The sequence below is a fragment of the Streptomyces sp. NPDC033136 genome (genome assembly GCF_055578235.1).
Genome location: NZ_JBVIPD010000038.1, coordinates 23,021 through 43,652, shown reverse-complemented (window position 1 = coordinate 43,652; position 20,632 = coordinate 23,021). Strand labels below are relative to the sequence as shown.

Annotated in this window: 16 protein-coding genes and 4 pseudogenes; 4 read left to right on the top strand and 16 right to left on the bottom strand. The window is 72.3% G+C overall.

Annotated elements, in window-relative coordinates; translation table 11 throughout:
• The first annotated feature begins 348 nt into the window (after positions 1-348).
• Together ACZ5TL_RS38205 and ACZ5TL_RS38200 are read left to right on the top strand one after the other, a co-directional pair.
• A pseudogene (locus tag ACZ5TL_RS38205) lies at positions 349-1,485 on the top strand (transposase).
• 213 nt (positions 1,486-1,698) lie between these two features.
• Positions 1,699-2,613: a S41 family peptidase gene (locus ACZ5TL_RS38200; protein ID WP_468595370.1), complete on the top strand. Its 915-nt coding sequence runs from the start codon at positions 1,699-1,701 to the stop codon at positions 2,611-2,613.
• Here the strand turns inward: ACZ5TL_RS38200 and ACZ5TL_RS38195 are convergent.
• From ACZ5TL_RS38195 to ACZ5TL_RS38120, 16 genes and pseudogenes are all read right to left on the bottom strand, one after another.
• Positions 2,584-3,473, bottom strand: a pseudogene (locus ACZ5TL_RS38195) (IS5 family transposase); the annotation flags it as partial. The gene ACZ5TL_RS38200 and the pseudogene ACZ5TL_RS38195 overlap by 30 nt on opposite strands.
• A gap of 69 nt (positions 3,474-3,542) precedes the next feature.
• Positions 3,543-3,900, bottom strand: a pseudogene (locus ACZ5TL_RS38190) (RacP protein).
• A gap of 57 nt (positions 3,901-3,957) precedes the next feature.
• A pseudogene (locus tag ACZ5TL_RS38185) lies at positions 3,958-4,098 on the bottom strand (DUF6192 family protein); the annotation flags it as partial.
• A 295-nt stretch (positions 4,099-4,393) separates the two neighbouring features.
• Positions 4,394-5,125 (bottom strand): acyltransferase domain-containing protein, encoded by a 732-nt coding sequence (locus ACZ5TL_RS38180; RefSeq protein ID WP_468595369.1) that lies wholly within the window; start codon positions 5,123-5,125, stop codon positions 4,394-4,396.
• A gap of 46 nt (positions 5,126-5,171) precedes the next feature.
• Complete coding sequence (locus ACZ5TL_RS38175) at positions 5,172-5,993, bottom strand: AfsR/SARP family transcriptional regulator (RefSeq protein WP_468595368.1); 822 nt, start codon at positions 5,991-5,993, stop codon at positions 5,172-5,174.
• Between the two features lie 188 nt (positions 5,994-6,181).
• Positions 6,182-7,060 (bottom strand): 4'-phosphopantetheinyl transferase family protein, encoded by an 879-nt coding sequence (locus ACZ5TL_RS38170; RefSeq protein WP_468595367.1) that lies wholly within the window; start codon positions 7,058-7,060, stop codon positions 6,182-6,184.
• The gene (locus ACZ5TL_RS38165; RefSeq protein WP_468595374.1) at positions 7,057-8,961 is read right to left on the bottom strand and encodes a beta-ketoacyl synthase N-terminal-like domain-containing protein; all 1,905 of its coding nucleotides are present in this window, start codon (positions 8,959-8,961) and stop codon (positions 7,057-7,059) included. Before ACZ5TL_RS38165 ends, ACZ5TL_RS38170 begins: the two co-directional genes overlap by 4 nt.
• 22 nt (positions 8,962-8,983) lie before the next feature.
• A complete protein-coding gene (locus tag ACZ5TL_RS38160; RefSeq protein ID WP_468595366.1) occupies positions 8,984-9,709 on the bottom strand; it encodes an acyl carrier protein in 726 nt (241 codons plus the stop codon).
• A 75-nt stretch (positions 9,710-9,784) separates the two neighbouring features.
• Complete coding sequence (locus tag ACZ5TL_RS38155) at positions 9,785-10,642, bottom strand: AfsR/SARP family transcriptional regulator (protein ID WP_468595365.1); 858 nt, start codon at positions 10,640-10,642, stop codon at positions 9,785-9,787.
• Positions 10,643-10,930: 288 nt separating this feature from the next.
• A complete protein-coding gene (locus ACZ5TL_RS38150; protein ID WP_468595364.1) occupies positions 10,931-11,155 on the bottom strand; it encodes an acyl-CoA carboxylase subunit epsilon in 225 nt (74 codons plus the stop codon).
• Between the two features lie 137 nt (positions 11,156-11,292).
• Positions 11,293-13,353 (bottom strand): condensation domain-containing protein, encoded by a 2,061-nt coding sequence (locus ACZ5TL_RS38145; protein WP_468595363.1) that lies wholly within the window; start codon positions 13,351-13,353, stop codon positions 11,293-11,295.
• A 181-nt stretch (positions 13,354-13,534) separates the two neighbouring features.
• Positions 13,535-14,392: a 4'-phosphopantetheinyl transferase family protein gene (locus tag ACZ5TL_RS38140; RefSeq protein ID WP_468595362.1), complete on the bottom strand. Its 858-nt coding sequence runs from the start codon at positions 14,390-14,392 to the stop codon at positions 13,535-13,537.
• Positions 14,389-15,858 carry a hypothetical protein gene (locus tag ACZ5TL_RS38135; RefSeq protein ID WP_468595361.1) on the bottom strand — a complete coding sequence of 490 codons (1,470 nt, stop codon included), beginning with the start codon at positions 15,856-15,858 and terminating at the stop codon, positions 14,389-14,391. Before ACZ5TL_RS38135 ends, ACZ5TL_RS38140 begins: the two co-directional genes overlap by 4 nt.
• Before the next feature lie 20 nt (positions 15,859-15,878).
• Positions 15,879-16,844 carry an SRPBCC family protein gene (locus ACZ5TL_RS38130; protein ID WP_468595360.1) on the bottom strand — a complete coding sequence of 322 codons (966 nt, stop codon included), beginning with the start codon at positions 16,842-16,844 and terminating at the stop codon, positions 15,879-15,881.
• A 95-nt stretch (positions 16,845-16,939) separates the two neighbouring features.
• Positions 16,940-17,776 carry an AfsR/SARP family transcriptional regulator gene (locus ACZ5TL_RS38125; RefSeq protein ID WP_468595359.1) on the bottom strand — a complete coding sequence of 279 codons (837 nt, stop codon included), beginning with the start codon at positions 17,774-17,776 and terminating at the stop codon, positions 16,940-16,942.
• A 166-nt stretch (positions 17,777-17,942) separates the two neighbouring features.
• Positions 17,943-18,566, bottom strand: a complete 624-nt coding sequence (locus tag ACZ5TL_RS38120; protein WP_468595373.1) for a ScbR family autoregulator-binding transcription factor — start codon at positions 18,564-18,566, stop codon at positions 17,943-17,945.
• A 646-nt stretch (positions 18,567-19,212) separates the two neighbouring features.
• On the opposite strand from ACZ5TL_RS38120, the gene ACZ5TL_RS38115 reads away from it, so the two are divergent.
• Complete coding sequence (locus ACZ5TL_RS38115; RefSeq protein WP_468595358.1) at positions 19,213-19,428, top strand: hypothetical protein; 216 nt, start codon at positions 19,213-19,215, stop codon at positions 19,426-19,428.
• Between the two features lie 127 nt (positions 19,429-19,555).
• Entirely contained in the window at positions 19,556-20,554 is a 999-nt protein-coding gene (locus ACZ5TL_RS38110; RefSeq protein ID WP_468595357.1) for a ScbA/BarX family gamma-butyrolactone biosynthesis protein, read from the top strand.
• The last annotated feature ends 78 nt before the right edge of the window (positions 20,555-20,632 follow it).

Here is a 20,632-nt window from a genome sequence, read left to right as displayed (position 1 = left end):
GGTCCTGCCTTCATGCGCCCACCCGGCCAAGATCACCCGACCAGGGACCCCGTTCGATCAGAACCGTCCTCATGATCGATAGGCATACGGCTTCTCAAGTCAACTCAACTCAGCCCAGGTCGGCCTGACCGACCTGGGCTGAGTCCGGTTGATCCGGTCAATCGAATCCGGCGAGTTCGGCGGGTTCGGCGAGTTCGGCGAGTTCATTGAGCTTGTTCTTTTTCTTCCGGCCTCGAACGGTGTCTCGTACTGAGTCGCTCACCTGAGGGTCTGCCGGACGTGGGGGCGGCCTTCGTCTGATCCTGTGCTCCGACCAAGGTGCACGTGACCAAGACGAAGGCCGTGAGGGTGAGTCTGCTGCCTGATGTTGTGCGGAGGGATGCGTTCGCGGAAGCGTCACGCTTCCGGGGCGAGTTCTACGAGTGTCTGACCGCTCGGCGCGACGAGTTGTTCGAGCTGACGGATGCGGTGCTGTGTGCGGACGGGGCGGTGAAATCCCCGGTGGACCTGACGCTGCTGCCCGAGCATCGGCGTGGGCACGGAGCGATGTACGGAGGCCTGAACCACGGCCGGATCGATGTCGGCCAGGTGCGGACGGTGCTGGCAGGGCTGCCCTTGCCGCGGTTCGACGGCGGACGCCTGGTCCTGGCCGTCGATGTGTCGCCATGGCTTCGTTCGGACGCGCCGGTCGAGCTGGTCGGCCGGGTCCGCTCCGACCGCGTCATGAGACTGCCGAAGCCGCCTCATGTCTACGGCCCGAAGGGCGGCCGGCCGCCAAAGCACGGCCTGGAATTCCGCTTTGCCAAGCCGGAGACCTGGCCCGAGCCCACGATCACCACGGTCACCGCCACTACCAACTACGGCAAGGCCGAGACGCAGGCATGGGACCGGGTCCACCCAAGGCTCACCCACCGCTCCTCATGGCTCGACCATGATGGTGAACTGCCCTTGGTGGAGGGCACGTTGATCCGGTTGAAGGTCAAGCATCTGTCGAAGGACCGTGATGCCCCGCCGGTGTGGTTATGGTCCTCCAAGACCGGCGTCACTCCGGACGACGTGGACCGTTTCTGGCAGGCATTTCTCCGCCGCTTCGACTTGGAGCACACCTTCCGCTTCGCGAAGCAGACCCTCGGCTGGACCACTCCGAAGCTCCATACTCCCGAGGCGGCGGACCGGTGGACCTAGATCCTGATCGTCGCTCACACTCAGCTCCGGCTCGCCCGGCCCCTCGCCGAGGACCTCCGCCGGCCCTGGGAGAAACCCACCACTTCCGACCCGGCTCACCCCTGCCCGGGTCCGCCGAGGTTCAGGAACATCCGTGCTCACCTCGCCTGCCCGACCCGTGTTCCCAAACCTCGAGGCGCCGGCCCAGGACGGCCACCTGGTGCCAGGAACAAACACCGGGCACCCCGATACGACGTCGGCAAGACCGTCAAACGCCCCGAGACCCTCAAGGCCATCGGCAAGCCTGGCAGGTCCTGGTAGATAAAGAACAAGTTGAGAGCCTGTTTCTGAACCGGAGTCGGCCGCGCACTGATCATCGGAAGTTAGGGTCACCAATAGATCGACTGGTTTGGCTGACTGGGAGGGCACATGGTTCGGGGACGTTTGCCGCGTTTAAGGGCTGCTGGGTTGGCGTGTGTTCTCGCTGCTGGGGCTGGGTGCTCGGGGGACGAAGCGTCGACTCCGGGGGCGGCAATGTCTGACAAGGCCCGGTCCTACCTGTCCACCGCGTTGACCGTCATGGAGGACAAGGCACTTCGCCGCCACGATGTCGACTGGGATGAGATACGGCGAACAGCCTTCACCGAAGCAGGCAGCGCGCAGCGTCCTGGCGATACCTATCGGGCCATTGAGGCGGCTCTGGGCAGTTTGGGAGACGGGCACAGTAGCTTCTTCGACCCGAAGAGGGCGAAAGAGTCGCACGGGGGCGAGCAGGTCCGCAACCCTGTGGAAGGGCGAGCGTTGGCCGGCGGCATGGGGTATTTGTCGCTCCCCGGAGTGCAGGGATCTGAGAAGGTCTATCAGCAGTACCTGCGGGAGGGGCGAGATGCCGTGGCGAAGGCTGATCGTCCGAACGCCTGCGGCTGGGTGATCGACCTGCGCCGCAACCTCGGTGGCAACATGTGGCCGATGCTTGCCGTCGTGGGACCGATCCTCGGTGACGGCGATGTCGGATCATTCGTCGATGCGGACGGCAAGAAGACGGTGTGGTCCATTGAGAAGGGCAGCCCTCGTCTGGACGGTGGTTCCACCGGCTGGGGAACAAGTCCTCCCGTAGGTGGCGGATCGGCCCCTGTTGCGGTGCTCACCAGCCGTTCCACTGGCAGTTCCGGGGAGGCGGTGACCGTGGCCTTCCGCGGGCGCCCTGATACGCGCTCCTTCGGCGAGGACACCTCAGGCGTCCCCACTGGCAACGCACAGCATCGACTGCCCGACGGGGCGATCCTCAACCTGACAGAGTGGAAGGACGCCGACCGCACAGGGCGCGCATACGACAGCCCCATACCGCCTGACCAGCCAGTCGTCGATAACCTCGGGCGCGGAGGAAGCAAAGATCCCGTCCTGGACGCGGCAACGCAATGGTTGTCCGAGCAGCCCGGCTGCGCGTAGACGGGGTGGGTGATCAGCTGGCCGACGCCGGTTTCCTTGGCCAGCTGGGGGTGGCGGCTTTCCGGGTGAGGCGCCTGGTCATAAGGGTGATGGCGGCCCAGGTGATCAGGGTCTCGGAGTGCTGGATGAGCCGTTCGTAGTCCCTGGCGTGGCGGCGGGCGTGCATCATCCAGGCAAGCGAGCGTTCCACGACCCAGCGGCGGGGCAGGATCACGAAGCCGGAGGCGTCTTTTGGGCGGCTGACGGGCTTGATGGTGAGGTTGAGGTGCTGTTTCGCCCAGTCGACGAGCTTCCCGGCGTAGGCGGAGTCGGCCCACACGATGGTGATCTCGGGGTGCATCAGGCGGAGGCGGAAGAGGACTTCCTTCGCAGCTGAGGCGTCGTGCAGGTCGGCGGGGGTGACCATGACCATGAGAGGCAGGCCGCGGGTGTCCACGACCATGTGCCGTTTGCGGCCGTTGATTTTCTTGCCTGCGTCGTAGCCGCGGGGTGGCCTTGGATACGGTTTCGGCGGCCTTGACGCTTTGGGAGTCGATAACGATGGCGACCGCGCGGGGGCCTTTGCCCATCGCGCGGCGGATCCGGCCGGCGAGGTGGTCGCGGATCTGTCCGATCACCCCGGCGGCTGCCCAGCGGGCCATGAATCCCCAGACCGTGCGCCATGGCGGGAAGTCGGCGGGCAGAGCCCGCCACTTGCAGCCGGTGTCGACCACGTAGCGGATGGCGTCGACGATCTCTCGCCGAGGGTGTTTCTCGGGCCGGCCGCCGCGGCTGGTCTCGCAGGCCGGCCCCGGCAAAAGCGGTTCAAGCAGAGCCCATTCCGCGCTGGTGGTATCGGAGGGACCGCGACGCTGACGCATGGCTGTGGCTTCCCTCCGGATCGAACAGGGAGGGGGTGGCCGGCCGGAGGCCGAGCGCCCCCTCGGTGGTCAGGAAGAGACGACGAGGTCGAGGGTGGATTCGATGGAGTTGAGCTGGGCGACGATGTGGCGTACCCACTTGTCGCCCGGGTGGGCGGCGGCATGCGGGGCGACGGTGCCGGTGATGAACCGGCGGAACTCGGTTCAGCTTCTCCGTGAGCACGGCCCGTTCGTATGCCTCCAGCGCGGCGCGCTCCGCGCCGAGCTGGTAGCCGTCGACTCCGGTCCAGATCAGCGGTGGCCAGCTGTTTTCGGCGATGATGTCGCGCAGGGCGGCCAGCCCCGACCTGACCTGGCTGGGAGACAGCCCGCTGGCACGGGTCAGCTGGGGGAACAGCCCTCCCGCTGGTCTAGCCTCGAACAGCACGAACCGCAGGGTCTCCGCGTGCCGTTGGGCGGCCTCGCCCCGGCGCCGCGATGCACGTTACTCGCCCCGCAGCATGCGGGCGAGCTCGTCATCCATGTCGCCCTTGCCGGTGTCAACCGCGGTCTCGATCCAGTCCAGCGTCGCCCGTACCTTGGCGACGTTCTGGTGCACGATCGTGGCCTCGTCCTCGCCGAGGGTGCTGACGTGGACACGGCCCGCTCAGCACCGTACGCCACTGCCTGGCACGACACGCCGTGGAGCAGTACACCGCCTGAGGTCGCGCCCCCGGTCTCAGCCGGTCGCCACAAGCCCGACAGTTCCTCTCCCCAACCCGCCCGGCACCTCTGGACACCACGCCAGCGTAGAACCCAAGGCTACTCAGAACCGGGGATCAGAAACACGCTCTGAATCCGGCGAGTTCGGCGAGTTCGGCGAGTTCGGCGAAGCCGGCCGTGAGAAGGCCGTGGCTCCGTGGGCCACGCACGCCCGCCCCTCAAGCCGCTTCCAGCACCCGCCGGAGCACGGCGTGCACGTCGGTGCTGTGGCGGGCCCACCACAGCGCCTCCCAGTCGATGCGCGGACCGGAGAGCTGCAGATGCGTCATGGCGGCCAGCAGCGCCGGCACCTCGCCGACCGCGACGGCCGTCTCCGCGTCCTCCCGCGGGCCTGGCCCGCACGTCAGCACCTGCCGGAAGCCCGCCGCGCGCAACGCCGACAAGCCCTCCGCGTACCCGCGTCCGGGGACGGGCGCCTGAGGGATACGACGGCCATGACCGTCATGACGCCCGGTCAGAATGTTCCGGACGGCCTTCTCCAGGCCCAGGCCCCCCGCCACGTGGGCCGCGGCCATCGTGCCGGAACCGGCCCCGACCACCGCGCCGATGCGCATCCCCCAGTCCTGCCACGTCCGGTACAGCGCCACCTGGTAGGCGAACAACGCGGCCCGGCCGAAGTCCGTACGGTCCAGCAGCCCGGCGTCGGCGCCGTGCTCGGGCGCGAAGACCGCCGCCGCCAGGGGCAGGGGCAGGCGCACGTCGAGCACCCGGCACCCGGTGTCGAACTGCGTGCGGAAGACGGGGAACGCCCCGTACAGGGCCCGCACCATGGCGGGCCGCACCCGCCGGCCGGCCACGAACAGCACCGCCGTCTCGCCTTCCCCCGCCTCCAGCACCGGCGTACGTGCTGCTGAGGCTTCCGGCCCGTTCCGGCCACGGCCTCGGGTCATCGGTCCGCCTCCTCCCGCGCCGCCGTACTCTGGCCCACGGGTCCGCTCAGGCGGCGAACAGGTCGAAGGTGGAGGTGTTGCGCGGCCCCGCCAGGACGTCGAGCTGGGGGTCGACGGACAGCATGGCCTGGTGCATGCGCTGCAACTGGGGAGAGGGCTCGACACCGAGTTCGTCGATGAGCCGCATCCGCAGCCGGCGGTAGACCTCGAGGGCGGACGCCTGCCGGCCCGACCGGTACAGGGCCACCATGGCCTGCGAGTGCAGACCCTCGTGCTGGGGGTGACGTGCCGTCAGGTCGGCGAGTTCGGCGATGAGTTCCGTGTGCCGGCCCAGCCGGAGGTCGGCGTCTATGCGCCGCTCCACGGTGACCAGGCGGCTCTCCTGCAACCGTACGACCTCGATGTCGAGCACGGGACCGGCCTTCACGTCCACCAGGGGGGCGCCGCTCCACAGGTCGAGGGCCGCGCGGAAGCGGGCGGCTGAGACCTCGTTGTCCCCGGCCCCGAAGGCGGTCCGTCCCTCGCGCACCAGCTTCTCGTACTGGTGAACGTCGACGCAGTCGCCGTCGATCTGCAGCAGGTAGCCGCCGTGCCGGGTGGCGAGCACGTCCTTGGCGCCCGCCGGTGAGCCGGGTCCCATCGCCGTGCCGAGTTTTCTTCGCAGTTGCAGGATGTACGTCTGCAGGGTCGTCAGCGCGCTCGCGGGGGGCGTGGTGCCCCACAGCTCCTCCATGAGGGTGGGCACGGGCATGACCCGTCCCGGGTACAGCGCCAGAAGCGCCAGCACCTGCCGCGGCTTCCCGGCCGTCGGAACGATCGAGCCCCCGTTGACCTCGGCACTCAACGGACCCAGGATTTGTATCTTCACGTGTCCTCCGCTCGTCGAGCTCCTCGAGTCCTCTGTCCAGTTCCTTTCGATGGCCAGAAAACTGCGTCACGAGCACGCTAGCCGCGGCCGTGTTCCCCAGCGCTTTTCTGCAGTCGCCCTCTAGCGGACTTCCACGTACGGTGTGGCGCCGGGTGCTGGGACAGCCCGTCCGGGGCCGCCCGTCCCGTTCACCGGGGCGCCTGCCCGACCCCGTCCGCGCGTTGTCGCACGGCCGGGCCGCCCACCGGTTCGGGCAGCGGGATGTCCTGCGGGGCCGCGCGGGCCCACGGGAAGCCGTGGTGGAACTGGAGCACGGCGGGCTGCCCGTCGCCGGCCGGTACGGCGACCGCGACCAGGACGCCGGGCACCGGCTCCAGCTCCACGAAGCGCCACCGCCCGAACCGGTCCTGCTCCGGCGGCCGGAACGCGGTCACGCCCCGGTCGTCGTCCAGAGTGAAGGCGAACTCGTCGAAGGGCAGGCCGAGTCCGAGGCCGAGCGCCTTGGAGTACGCCTCCTTCAGCGTCCACAGCCGCAGCACCCGCCGGTCACGGGCGTGGCCCGGCGGCACCCGCGTCACCCATTGCTGTTCCTCGGGCGCGAAAGTGCCCGTGATGGTGTCGATGCCCCGCGCGTCCCGGTCGAGCCCTTCGACGTCCACGCCGATGCGGTGCCTGCGGACGATGCCGAGGAGGTTGTAGCCGCCGGCGTGGGAGAGGTTGAAGTCCAGGTGGGTTCCGCCGCGCGGCAGTCCGCCCGCCACCGGCCGCAGGAAGGGACGTCCGCGCTGTGAGCGCCACATGACCAGCTCGCTCTCGGCCAGCCCGGCCTCCAGCGCCAGCGCACGCCGGACGAGGATGTGCGCCACGAGGTACTGCCGCCGGTCACGTTCGAACAGGAACTTGCCCGCCGTCTGCCGTTCCTGCTCGTCCAGCCAGTGCGCGGCGAGCAGGTCCCTGAGGGCCGGCGTCAGGTCATCGTTGGGACACAGCCACAACTTGACGGGCGGGGCCTGCTCCGGGGGCGGGAGTTCCTCGGGAATGCGCGTCTCGGGCTCGATGACGGTCATGACGGCGTCGGCTCGTCCGTGCTCGGGTGTCCGGCCTCCCGCAGCGGCCGACGCAGCAGCGCGCTCGTGGGCAGCGGAAGCACCGGAGCGGCACCGGCCGCGTCGGCGGCCGTCACGTCCACCCCGGCCAGCCACAGCCGCGCCAGGGCATCGAGCCGGCGCCCGCGCCACAGCGCCGCCAGGTACGCGCGGGTCTCGGGGAGGTCGCCGGACAGCACACCGGGCCCCTGGGCACCGCGCAGATCGGCATGCCGCACTCCCTCGCCCGGACCGCCGGCTCCGGCACTGTCCCGGTCGTCGGCGAACGCCCGGAGCGCGGCGGCCAGTTCCATGGTGTCCCGCACGACGACGGCGAGGCGGCAGTCCCTCACGGCCCGGCCGAGCCTGAGTTCACGCGCGAGTGCGGCGAGTTCCTGCCGATCGTCAGGTACGGAGCCCTGAACAGCGCTGTGCGCTCCGTGCACCGGGAGCGCCCGGTCGGCGAAGAGCCGGGCCGTGGCGGCGAGGTGCTGTGGCGTCGGCGCGGACAGCAGCACCAACTCCTCTTCCTCGGACGCGGTGGCCGGCCCGGCCGACCGCCTTGCCGGAATCGATCCCGGCCCGCGCCGCGGCGGCTCCTCGAGGAGCACATGGGCGGCCGCGGTCCCGGCCGTCGGGCGCACGGCGACAGTGGCGCGGCGCGGCAGTTCGCGTCCCGACTCGTCGTGCGGCCGTGCCCACGGCACGGCCGAGGAGTCCCCGGGGGCCGGCAGCAGCGTGCCGTGGCTCAGTTGCAGGACCGCACGCACGAGGGCCGCCGGTCCGGTCGCCGCGCCGGTGTCGCCGGTCGTGGCCGCCGCGGTGGCCTCGGTCTCCCGCAGCGCGACACCGGCCGCCGTGACCCCCGCCGCGGCCAGTGTCCGGCGGGCCAGCCGGTCGACGGCGGCGGCCGGCGCGCGTCGTCCGGGGTGGGCGACGGCCGTGGCCCGCACGACCGCGTGGACGGTGTCGCCGGCGGCCTGAGCGGCAGCGAGCGGTCGGAGCAGTACGGCCCCCACGCCGCCGCCTCCCGCGTTGCGGCGCGAGGGGTCGAGCCGCAGGTCGACGGCGCCGACCAGGGCGGCACCGCATTCCCCGGCACGCAGCGCGGACAGCGCCTGGTGCAGGGCGACGAGGAAGGACGCCTCGCCGCCGCCGACGCAGTGGCCGGGTCCGCGCAGGTCCAGCAGGGTGGACAGGCGGGCGGGCAGACCGGCACCGGCGCAGCAGCCGACCGACGGTACGGGACGCGACCCGGCGGCGGTTGCGGCGTGGCCGACGGGGGCGTGGGCGACGTAGACGCCGACGCTGCGCGGTTCGCCGTCCGCCGCGGTGAGCGTGTCGAGGCGGGCGCCGGTGCAGCCGGCCGTCTCCAGTGTCTGCCAGAGCGCTTCGAGCAGGATCCGCTCCTGCGGATCCATCGACGCGGCGTCCTGCGGCGTGAGCCCGAAGAAGACGGCGTCGAACGCGTCGACGCCCCGGAGGAAACGGCCCGTCCGCCGCACGTCACCATCGTCCGGGTGCCCCTCACCGGCGACCGGGGTCTCCTCCCCGGCGACCGAGGTCCGCTGCCCGGCGTCGCGTCCGCTGGGCAGCGCGGTGTGCCAGAAGGCGTCGAGGCCGTCCGCGTCCGGGAAGCGTCCGTGTACGGCCGTGATGGCATACCTGTCCGCCGGGGCGGGACGTCCGCCGCCCGCCGGCGCGGTCGTCAGGGCACGCGCCGACGGGGGCTGGGACACGGCGGCACGCGGCTCGGCCACCGCCGTCGTGTGGGGCGCGTCCCCCGCCCCGGCGCCGGGGGGCGCGCCGGTCAGGAGGGCCGCCGCCTGCTCACGGCCCAGGTCACCGTTCTTGAAGCGGGTCAGGATGTCCCTGTGGTCCATGGTCTCCACGTGGTGTCCTCGTTCAGGCGGGCCGCGGCGTCAGCAGGGTCACCGCTTCGTCGACCGTGAGCATGTCGTCGCGCACCGCGTCGAGCAGCGCGTTCACCTCGTCCCTGGTGAGGTCGCTCCGTGCCGCGTCCGGCGCGGCGTCCGCCCCGGCGAGGCTCCCGGCTGCCGCCGGTGCGCCCGGCGCCGCACCGGCGATGTACTCCGCCATGGCCCCGAGACTGGGGTGGTCGTAGAGCGTGACGGGCCGCTCGGTGAGGCCGTACGCCCGGTTGACCGCGGCCACGAACTCGGCGGCCAGGATCGAGTCGAGCCCGAGCAGCGGGAAGTCGGCCTCCGGGTCGAGTTCGGCGGGGTCGCAGTGGACGGTCGCCGCCAGGTGGTCGCGCAGCTCGGCCAGGACGGCGCCCGCACCGGACCCGGCTGGCACATCGGACGTGCCGGACACCCCGGTACGGCCCTGGACGCCGGCCGCGGCGAGGTGGCGGGCGAGGTCGGCCGGAGCAGGGTGTTCGTAGAGCGCGGCCGCGGTGACGGCCGTGCCGTAGCGAGCGTTGAGGGCCGCCACGAACTCGGCGGCGAAGATGGAGTCCACGCCCAGCACCTGGAAGGGCTGTCGCGGGTCGATCCGGCCGGGTTCGACGTCCAGCGTGTCCGCCAGCACGGCCGTCAGCCCGGCGAGGATGTCGGCCGTGGGGCCGTCGGGGCCTGGTGGCGGGACGGTCTGCGGCTGGCTGGTCAAGGCGGGCGCCTCCTGTTCAGTACCGGTCTCCCGGAAAAGCGGTGCCGGTCTCCGGGAAAGGACGGGTGGTGCGGGTCAGCCGGCCGGGGTCAGGCTGTGCTCCGGCGGCGGCTGCGGAGAGGGGCCCGGCACCACCGGCACGGGCATGCCGTCCTGGGTGGCGGCCAGGATCGAGTGCTGCAGGCGGCGCAGGCGCGGGGAGGGTTCGATCCCGAGGTCGCGCACGAGGCTGGTGCGCAGCCGCTGGTAGACGCCGAGCGCCTCGCCGCGTCGGCCCGCGCGGTGCAGCGCCACCATGAACTGGGCGTGCAGGTTCTCGTGTGTGGGGTGGCGGCTGGTCAGCACCGTGAGTTCGGCGAGCAGTTCCCGGTGGCGGCCGAGCCTGAGGCCGGCCTCGATGCGCTGTTCGAGGGCGCACAGGCGGCTCTCGTCGAGCCGCGCGGCCTCCATGGTCAGCTGCGGCCCCTTCGGTACGTCCGCGAAGGCCGTGCCGTTCCACAGCTTCAGCGCGCTGCCCAGCAGGCGGGATGCGCCGGTGAAGTCGCCCGCGTCCATGGCCCGGTAGCCCTGGCCGGCCAGCTGGTCGAACTCCCGCACGTCACTGGTGCCGCCGTTGCAGGCCAGTAGGTATCCCCCGGGCAGGGTGATCAGCACGTCCTTGGCGGTACGGGGCTGCTCGCCCTCCCGGGCGGGGTCTTTCGCCAGGGCCGCGGCGATGAGTTCGCGCAGTTGCAGGACGTAGGTCTGCAGGGTGGTGCGGGCGCTGCGCGGCGGCCGGTCCGACCACAGCTCCTCGACGAGCGAGTCGACCGGGACGATCCGGTCGGCGTGCAGGGCCAGCAGGGCCAGGACCTGGCGGGGCTTCGGCGCGGTGGGGGCGACGGACACCCCGTTCTCCCTCACATCCAGTGCGCCCAGTACGTCGATGTCCACGCCGTCTCCCTCGTTCGCGTGCGCTGCGGGCCTTCCGATTAAAAAACAGCACGTGCGGTATGTCAATAAGAAACCGCGTGGACCGTTTTTAGTGGCCCATGGAAGCAATGGTCGTCGACGTCAGATGCCGTCAACTCCGTTGACATCCCAGCGTTGTGGCCTTCAGATGTCCACTCGCCCCCCGATGGACACCCTCTACAGCCGCCCCGAGGACCCCGCACCAAAACCATCCATCACGCAGGTCCACTCCACCAGGAAGAAACCGTGTGGTCTGTTAAGGGGTTCCGATCACCGCGGACCGCGAGGTGCCCGTGCGGCCGCGTCCGGACCCCGCCACCAGCCGGAGTCGTTCGACGGTCCTCCGGCCTCCTCGTCCGCCTTCGCCCTGCCCGTCCGCAGTACGAGCAGCACGGCCATGAGCGCGGCGAGTTCCTCCTCGCCGGGCCAGCCCCGCACGATGCGCAGGGTGAACTCCCCCTGGTCCCCGGGGGCCCCGCGGTCCGAATCGACCATGCCCCTCCTCCGGCGTCCCGGTCACCGTCGGGCATCACGCTCGACGCCCGCTCTCACTCCGCTCGAGCGGCGGCGGCCGTGCACCGGTGCAGCGGTGGGCGCCCGCCGCCGGGCCGGGTCACACGCCGCGCGCGAGGTCACACGCTGCGCGCGCGGACGGACTCCAGGGCCCGCAGGAGTGCGCGGGCGCTGTCGGCGGCGTCACCGGTCCCCGTCATGATCACGGTCGTCGGCCCGTCGGTGCCGTACGGAGTATCCCGGGCGATCTCGTAGGCGGCCCGGCCCGCGGGCCCGCACCCGCACAGCACCAGCCGGCGCCCGGGACCCGGCCGTTCCCGCAGACCGAGTTCCCGCAGACCGGAGGGCGGCGGCAGGCCGCCCGCGTCGTCGAGGACCAGGGACACGATCCGCTCCGGACCGTCGTACTCGCTGAGCAGCAGGTCGTAGGCACCGGGCGGCACGCCCGGGACCATGACCAGGTTGATGACGTCCGCCCCCGGCTCCCCGGCCCGCAGCACCGCGAGGGCGAAGCCGCGCGGCCCCGGCTCCTGCCGCGCCGCCAGCGGCACCTCGCCCGCCCGCAGCAGGTCGAGGACCTGGGCCACGGTGACCCGCTCGTCGTGGTGGTCCGGCAGCAGGCGCAACAGGTGCATGCACTGCGACAGCGTCCCGGAGGCATCGGCGTCGGACAGACCGGCCCGGTCGTGGGTGGCGGTCAGCGTCAGTCCGCCCTGGCTGTCGTGCCGCGCGACGAGCGTCACCGGCAGACTCGTGTCGCTGCTCACGCTCTGCGGCACGTCCGCCCGGATGCCCTGCGCGCTCAGTTCCGACCGCAGCGCCTTGGGCAGTTCGGGCCGGGTGTCGAAGCGGACGAGCGTGTCGGTGAGGCGGTCACCGGGGTCCCGGCCGCTCCACTCGCGGATCAGGTCGCCGGAGACCCAGGGGTAGGCGCTCAGGTCGAGCGCGGCGTCGCGCACCTGCCGCAGCAGGTCCACCAGGGGGGCGGTGGGGTCGACCGTGACGGTCACCGGCAGCGGGTTCCCGAGCAGCCCGGGGATGTCGGCCGCGCCCCGCAGCATGAGGTCGCGCCCCGACAGGTGCATGCCGAAGCTGACCGGTGCCGGGCCCGGCACGCCCGCCGCCCGGTACAGCAGCAGCGCCCAGACCGCGTGCAGGGCGCTGCTCTCGCCGGCGCCCCAGGCCGCGGCCCAGGAGCGCAGGCGCGCGGTCTGGTGGGGGCGCAGGCGGCGCTGGATGCGTCCGGGGCCGGTGTTGCGGCTGCGTCCACCCGGCCGGCCGGGGCTCACCGCGGCGTGTGCGGGCGGGGCGGCCGTGGTCCAGAAGCGCCGTGCGACGTCGGTGTCCTGGCTCCGGAGCCACTCCACGTGGTCGCGGATGTCGGGCCGTCGTTCGCCGCCCGGTACGACGCCGTCGGCGAGGTAGGCCCGGTAGAACTCCCGTACCAGCAGCTGGGCGCCGCGCTCGTCGAGTAGGGCGTGGGGGTAGCTCAGCAGGATCCGGGTCGTTGCCGCCCGGCCGGTAGCGTCGTCCTGCGGCGGGCCGTCGAGCAGGGTGACGCGCAGCAGCCCGGGGCGGTGCAGGGCGAATTGCCGCGCCCGGTCGCGCCGCAGGAGGTCGTTCCAGGCCACGGTGGTGTGGCGGTGGTGGACGACCTCGACGGCCGCCCGTTCGTGCAGGACGAGCCGGGGGGCGCCGGTCCAGTCGAAGGAGGCGCGCAGGACGACTTCGCGGTCGGTGACGGACTGCCAGGCCGCGGTGAACCGGCCGATGTCCAGCGGGCCGGTCCAGGACCAGTGGAGCTGCTCGATGTGGCGGCCGGCCGCGCCGGGCCGGTTCACGGCGGCGAGCAGCAGCTCGCGCTGGTGCCCCGTCACCGGGAGGGTGCCCAGGCACGGGGGCTGCAGCAGGTCGGCCAGCAGCTCCGCGGTGAGCGGCACCGGTTCCGGGCCCCCCGCCGCGCCGGCCCGGCTCAGCCGCACCAGGTACCGGCCCGCCGCCTCCTCCAGTGCGACGGAGTACGCGCGGTGCCGGCTGGCGATCCTGGCCGCGACCGCCTCGGCCTGGGCGGTGCCGAGCGGCCCGCACAGTTCGAAGACCAGCGCGGAGCCGGGTGCCGCGCCGCCCGGCTCGTGGACCACGGCGAGGACGGTCCCGGCCTGCGCGTCATGGCTGCTCATCCGCTCTCCCGGGCGCCTGGAACCACCGCCGCGGCGCGGCGGACCGGTCGTCCACCGGCCTGACTCGCGGCGCGGCGGACCGGCTCCCCCGCCTTCCTCTCGCATCGTTCCCGCATCCCGCCTCCTGCCCGGTACCTCGCAGTCCGCGGCGCCCGCCCGCCGTCCCGCTCACCGCCCCCGTTCATCGCCGGCCGGGGCTCCAATCCCCCCAGGACCGTACTGTTTGCGCAGGTGAGGGCCCCGTCTGCGCGAGTGCGTCTGGATCGTCGCGCAAGCGGTCCTCGACCTGGCCGGGGGCCTGGCCCGTGATATTGCAGGCCTCGCTGACCAGGTAGCGGTCGCGGACCAGGCTCGTGGTGAAGGACCAGGAGCGGGCGGCGGGCGAGTCGTCGGCGAGCACCGCGTGCCCGTCGCCGTCCCAACGGAAGCCGACGGTGCCGAAGCCGCGCCGCATCCCCTGCCCGAGCGCCTTGGTGTACGCCTCCTTCAGCGTCCACAGCCGCAGGAACCGGGCCGTCCTCCGGTCGTCGGGCAGCGCGGCGAGCAGTTCGGCCTCCTGCGGGGTGCACACCTGCCCGTGCAGTGCCTCGAAGGACACCCGCCGGGTGACCGACTCGGTGTCCACGCCCACCGGTCCGCGGCGGCTCACGGCGACGACGATCAGCTCCTCGGTGTGGGCCAGGCTCAGCCACAGCTCGCCCGCGAAGCCTCGCAGCGTGGGCTGCCCGCCGGGCAGGTAGGCGAGGTCCAGGGCTGTCGGGGTGGTGCAGACAACCGCCGCGGCCGTGTGCTTCATGACCACGCGCGACACGGCGAAGGCGAGGCGCCCGGCCGCCGCGGGGTTCTGCCGGTAGCGCGGCCGGTCCCGGCCGAGCAGGCCGCGCAGCTCCGGATCGAGCAGGGCGGCGGTCAGCCACTCGCCCCAGGTCGTGTGGACGACGGCCCGCCCGACGGACTCGAACCGTTCGCAGACCTCGTCCCACGGCCCTTCGGGCCCGGCCACGTGCAGCGGCGCCCCGGAGGGCTTTACGCCGCTCATGTCCCGCCCCCGCCCCGCCGCCCGCCGGCCTCTGTCCCCGCCCCTGCCCCTGCCTCAGTCCTCGTCTCTGCCCCTGCCCCCGCCCACAGCAACTCCGAGCCGTACACGTCGCAGTCGACGCCTTGCCGGGTCCGCTCGGCGAGCTCCGCCCACACGTCACCGGCCGGGTCGACGGCGGGCCCGGGCAGCGGGGCGCCGAGCCGCCGGGTAACGCGGGCGAGGGCGAGCAGCGCCCAGTGGGGGCGGCCGAGGAAGCCGTCGGCCTCCTGGCCGACTCCCAGCACGGCCGCGGCCAGCAGCAGCAGGGCCTGACGGTCCGCCAGGGCCCGGGCCACCGGGTCGGCCGGGCCGGTGTGCCCGGCCGCCGGGTACGGCAGGCGCAGCGTCCGTTGCTCGGTCGCCAGCCGGCGGGCGACGCGGGCGAGCGCGGCGACGGCCGGATCGTCGTCGGTGTGCTCGGCCAGCCGGGCGGCGGCGCCGGGCAGGGCCGCCGCGACGTCGGCGGTGGACACCGCGCCCACGCGCGTCCCGGTCCGTACCGCACCGGCCCGCCCGAGCCGGAACAGCTCACGTGAAACGGCGTGTTCACTGCCCTCCCCCAGTTCCGCATCTGCCGGGAAGGCGCCGCCGGCCGCATCGGCGAGCGAGGGCAGCGCGCGGATGAGCCGTGCCTGGGCGGCGGCCGTGGCCGCCGGGTCCGCCCCGGCCGCCGCATGGTCCGCTGCCAGCTTGGCGAGGACCCGGCGTTCGGCGGTGTCCGGCCCGAAGTCGCTCTCGTGCAGGACGAGTTCGAGGTCGTCCAGGACCTGGCCGACCAGTTGGGGCACGACGTAGCCGGTCGCGGCGGTCAGGGCCGGCGTCCCGCCCGCGGTCAGGCCCAGGGCCCGCAGCGCCACCGCGGTCAGGCTCTCGCAGGCCAGCAGGTCGGCGAAGGCCGCGGCCAGCACGGGCTGCCACTGCCGTACGCCCGGTTCGCGCGCGGCGAGGGAGTCCACGATCCGTGCGGTCGTGTGCAGCGCGCCGCCCGCCGCCGCGATCAGCGCCGCCGGACCGAGCAGCGCGCCCAGTTCCCCACCCGGCCGGCCCGCCTGCGCACCGGCCACGTCGCCGGACAGCGGACGGACGGCCCAGGCGTGGCCGAGGCCCAGGTCGCGGCGGAAGAGCGGGCGCAGCACGCGCACGATCCCGTCGGCGCCGATACGGCGCAAGTCGGCCGGCCCGGGGAGCACGGCGCCGAGCGCGCCCGAGGGGGCCGGGACCTCCCGCGCGGCCTCCGACGGCGTACGGCCGCAGGGACCCGTGGGGCCGAGGGGGTCTCCGAGCAGCACCTCCAGCCACCGCGCGCGCAGCACGACGTCGGCGGACAGCGGCCCGCCGCCGAGGGGCGGCACCTCGGCGTACGGGGGCGTCGCGGTGGGCCCCGCGGCCTCCTCCGGTGCGAGCGGACCCGGTCGGGTGAGCGTCATCGCCTGCTTCCTCCTCGTCCTCATCGCAACCGGCGTACGGGGCTCTCGGCATGCCACTTGGCCAGGCGCAGCGTCTCCCGGCTCTCCCGCCCCAGCCGCTCGCGCACGTGTCGACGGGCGTCCACCGGCAGGGCGCCCGCCCCCAGGGTGGGCTCGACCGACTCCTCACGGAGCAGCACCCGGTGCGCGCACACCACCGTCAGCCCCGACTCGTCCGGTACGAGGCTCCACTCACCGCTGTGCGCGGCGATCGGCGCGGGCGGAGCCGTCTCCTTGAAGACGATCCGCCCGGCATGCGGAAAGCACAGCCGTACGGTCTCGGAGCCGCTCGCCTCGCCGGAACCCGCCGGGGGACCGGCCTCGGTCGCACCCGTGTCGAGCACCACGACCTGCGTGCCCGGCCGGTCCTCCCGCACGCTGCTGTCGTCGACGTGGGGGATCAGCTCGGGCCAGTCCTCCACGCGGTACAGGAAGTCGTAGACGAGTTCGGCGGGGCCGTCGACGCGCAGCCGCTCCTCGAAGGCGAGCAGCAGTTCGTCCAGCCTGTCCCACCGCTCGGCCGCCTCGCGCAGCCGGGCCAGCCGCTCGTCCACGTCCGCGCCGAGGCCGTCGGGCCCCGCAGCCGTGTACGGGTGCGGCGTCTCGTGCCGCAAGGTCACCAGCGACCGTTCGGCGCCGTCAGGTTCGACACTCCAGGAGCCGGCGACGGTGTCACCGGGCCAGGCGGGGTCCTCCTGTACGAAGTCGACGGAGCGCGCCTGCGGTCGCAGCGTGCGCCGCAGGCGCGAGGAGCGGACGCGGCCGTCCTCGAACTCCCAGGCCAACAGCGTCTCCCCGGCACCGTCGAAGTCCATCCGCTCGACGTGGACGTACGAGGGCAGGAGCACCGGCCAGCGCGGGGCGTCGGCGAGCATGCCGTAGACGACATGGGCGGGTGCGGCCACGGAGACGGTGCGCCGGGCGGAGTGCACTCGCTGGGACGGCATGAGTGACCCCTCTCCTCACAGTGCGCCGCCAGGCTGTCCCGCGCGCCTCGAGCGCCGCTCGAACCCCGACCGGGCCGGCCGTATCAGGCTGAGGATCAGCCGACCGGAGCGAGGCGGCCGGCGGCGGGCGTGGCGGCGGGCGCCGGTGCGCCCGCCGGACCGGACAACAGGATGGAACGCTGGAGCTTGGCCAGTGCGGCCGACGGCTCAAGGCCCAGGTTGCGCACCAGCCTGGCGCGCAGGTGCTGGTAGGCGTTGAGCGCCTCGCCCCGGCGCCCGGAGCGGTGCAGGGCCAGCATGTACTGGCCGCACAGGCTCTCGTGGGTGGGGTACCGGCTGACCAGTACGGTCAGTTCGGCGAGCAGCTCGCGGTGCCGGCCGAGCCTGAGGTCGGCCTCGATCCGCTGGTCGAGGGCGCACAGCCGGCTCTCCTCGAGCCGCCGGATCTCGGTCTCCAGATGGACGCCGGCGTGCACGTCGGCGAGTGCGGGTCCGGTCCACAGGTCGAGCGCCTCGGACAGCCGGGCGGCCGCCCCGGGGTAGTCCTCGGCATCCATGGCGCGGTAGCCGAGCCCGGCGAGCCGCTCGAAGTCCCGCAGGTCGCTGGCGCCTTGCCCGGTCTTGAGCAGGTAGCCGCCGGGGACGGTCAGCAGGACGTCCTTGGCACAGCGCTGCCCTTTCTCGCCGCCGTCGCCCTGCCGGAGCGCGCAGGCGATGAGCTCGCGCAGCTGGAGGATGTAGGTCTGCAGGGTGGGCCGCGCGCTGCGGGGCGGCGCGGCGCCCCAGAGCTCCTCGGTCAGCGTGCCGACGGTCACGACCTGATCGGCGTGGAGGGCCAGCAGCGCGAGCACCTGACGCGGTTTGGGGGCGGTCGGCGTGATCGAGACGCCCCTCTCCCGCACAGCCAATGAGCCGAGTATGCCGATGTCCACGCCGTCTCCCCCGTCTCCCCCGTCTGCTGCAAGCTTTGTGAAGCGCTACGCCCCCGAGTAAAAAACAGCACGTGCGGTTTGTCAACGCTGCGCGCGTACTCCCGCAACGCTCAAGCGACTCTCTACCCCGTGGACCTGCCCCTCCGGCTCCCCCTCAGGCCGTCCCCTACGGAGGCCCCTCTCCCGCACCGGGGCTCGCACCGTCCGGGATCAGTTCGGGCGACGCCGCCAGACGCGGCAAGACGAAGGCCCAGAAGCGCTCCGCACGCTCGGCCGAGAGCCACTTCCCGTCCCACCCGGCGAGCGTCTCGAGACCGACCGTGGCAGCCATGATCACCGCGGCCGCATCCTCGGGCGAGACATCCTGCGCCAGTTCCCCCGCGTCCCGTGCCCTCACCACCAGTTCGCGCACCGCGCCATGCCACCACCGGAACAGCTCCGCCCCGCCCTTGTGGGAAGGATCACCGCTCAGCCGGAATCCCGCCCTGACCACGGGGTCGGAGGCCATGGCGAGCACCAGGGCACTGGTGGTGTCCACCATCGACTCCAGCGCGGTCGCGGCCCGGCAGCGCTGCACCAGCTTCTCCGCCACGTCCACGGCCGCGCCCTCCACCTCCCTGGCCAGGGCGTCCTTGCTGGCGAAGTGGAAATGGAGGGCCCCGGTGCTCACGCCGGCCCGTTTGCAGATCAGGGGCAGGGAGGCCCTGACGTAGCCCTCATCGGCGAAGACCTCCGCCGCCGCGACGATGAGAGCCTGGCGCGTACGCGCCGCCCGTACCTGCATGACCATCACGCTTCACCTCCTGGGCCGGCACCGGTCCGCTGCCGTCGCGAGCACCTCCGCCGCGAATCTCGCATGCCAGTGCACCGCCCGAGCACCGGTCCCCTATCAGAAACAGCATGATAGGTCTGTTTTTTGGGTTGCAGGTACACCGATCTCATGATCGAACCCGCCTCAAGCCCGGCACACGCCCTCACGCCCGCCAGGACTGCGCACTGCGACACCGCAGGCGCATGCCACGTGCCCGGGTGACCCGCTTACAGGGGGGCTTGATCATCGACCATCCGATCCGGCACACCGCCACTGGGGGCGCCTCCTCCGCCCTCCCCCTCCCTGGCGGACGCTCGGCCACAGCGCTGCAGAACCACTCGAGGAGCGCTTGAGGACCGGCGTTCCGTGACCCGACCGAGGCCCCCGCCCGGAACTCCCCGACACCCCGGAGCATCTCCGAATCGCCCTGCCCGCAAGGAGAATCACCAGGTCACATGACGCCCTCGAGCCCCGCGGCGAAACGTCGGGGAACCGGTATGAGCCGCTCCGGAAATCCCAGAGGCGGAGTGCCACATACCGCTAGAAACTAAACCGGCTGGTATGTATCTTCTCGGCCTGAGGCGCACACAAAAACTTCGCACACCGCGGCCCAGGGGGAGCAAGCATGTCCGCGAGCACGTCCCGCGTCGAACACCCGGTACCCGGCGCACGCCACACCGAGGAGGACATCACAACGTCGGCGCGGATCGTCGTGCCGCGTTTCCCTTCCCTGACCACCATGGTTCCCGGGGAACTGGCCCACCTCGCCGGCGTCACCGAAGCGCTGCTCACCGACTGGGAGCGTACGGAAGACACTCACTTCACCGTGGATGCCCCGTGACGCCGCCGACACGGCTTCTTCACCACGAGTTCGGCGTCCCGTTCCACCACCGGTTCCTGATGTGGCACCGCGAAGTCGACGCCAGACCTGCCCACCACTCGAATCTCCGTCTCGTCCAGGGGGAGCGATGACGATCACGAGCACGCTTCGGATCGAAAACCCACTCATCGACCAGCGTCCGGGGCAAGCCACCTCCTCACCTTTCAGGATCGACACCCTCCGCCACGCCGGTCTGACGACCACGGTGCCCAGGGAACTGGTGCACCGTGCGGCCAACGCCGAGGTCATGCTCACCGGCTGGGACCGCCTGGAGGACACACGGTTCAATGTGCGCGCCCAATGGCCGCGCAGCCACAGCTTCTTCACCCCCGTCAACGGGGTCTACTACGACCCGCTGATGGCTGCTGAAACGATCAGGCAGATCGCTCCCCTGCTCTGCCACGCGGAGTTCGGTGTTCCTTTCGGCCACCAGTTCCTGCTGGAGCAGCTCGACCTCACCGTGCACCCCGAGCAGCTGCCGATGTACCAGGTACCCGCCTCGCTGGATCTTGAGGTGACGTGCACCGACGTCAAGATGCGAGGCCGCCGCCTGAGCGGTCTGTGCTACGAGACCGCGGTGCTGCGCGAGGGGCAGCTGGTGGCGATGGGGCGGCTCTCCCTCACTCTCATCGCTCCATCGGTCTACCGCCGTCTGCGTCCGGAGCGGGTGTTCAGCAGCGAACACCGCCCCTTGCCGCTGACGGCCCCGGTGGCACCGCAGAGCGTGGGACGCGCATCGCCGGCCGATGTGGTCCTCTCGCCCACCGAGGAAACAGACCGTTGGCAGCTGAGGGTGGACACCCGGCACCCCGTGCTCTTCGACCACCCGGTCGACCACGTCCCGGGAATGGTGCTCCTCGAAGCCGCCCGCCAGGGCGCGGCCGCTGTCCTGGGAGACTCCTCCTTCCTCCCGCTCAGCATCACCAGCGAGTTCAGCAGTTACGTGGAGCTGGACGAGCCCTGCCTGATCGGGGCACGCCGCGTGCCCGCGGACGCGCCCGGCGGCGCCGAGGCCGTTGAGGTGACGGGGCATCAGCACGGTGAGCGGGCGTTCATCGCCACCGTGACCGCGGCGGCGCACGGCTGAAGGTGAGGTGAGGCGGAAAGGCCCTGCCCCCCGAAGGTGTGGGGGAGGCCTTCTTCCCCCCTATGTCTCCCCCCCCAG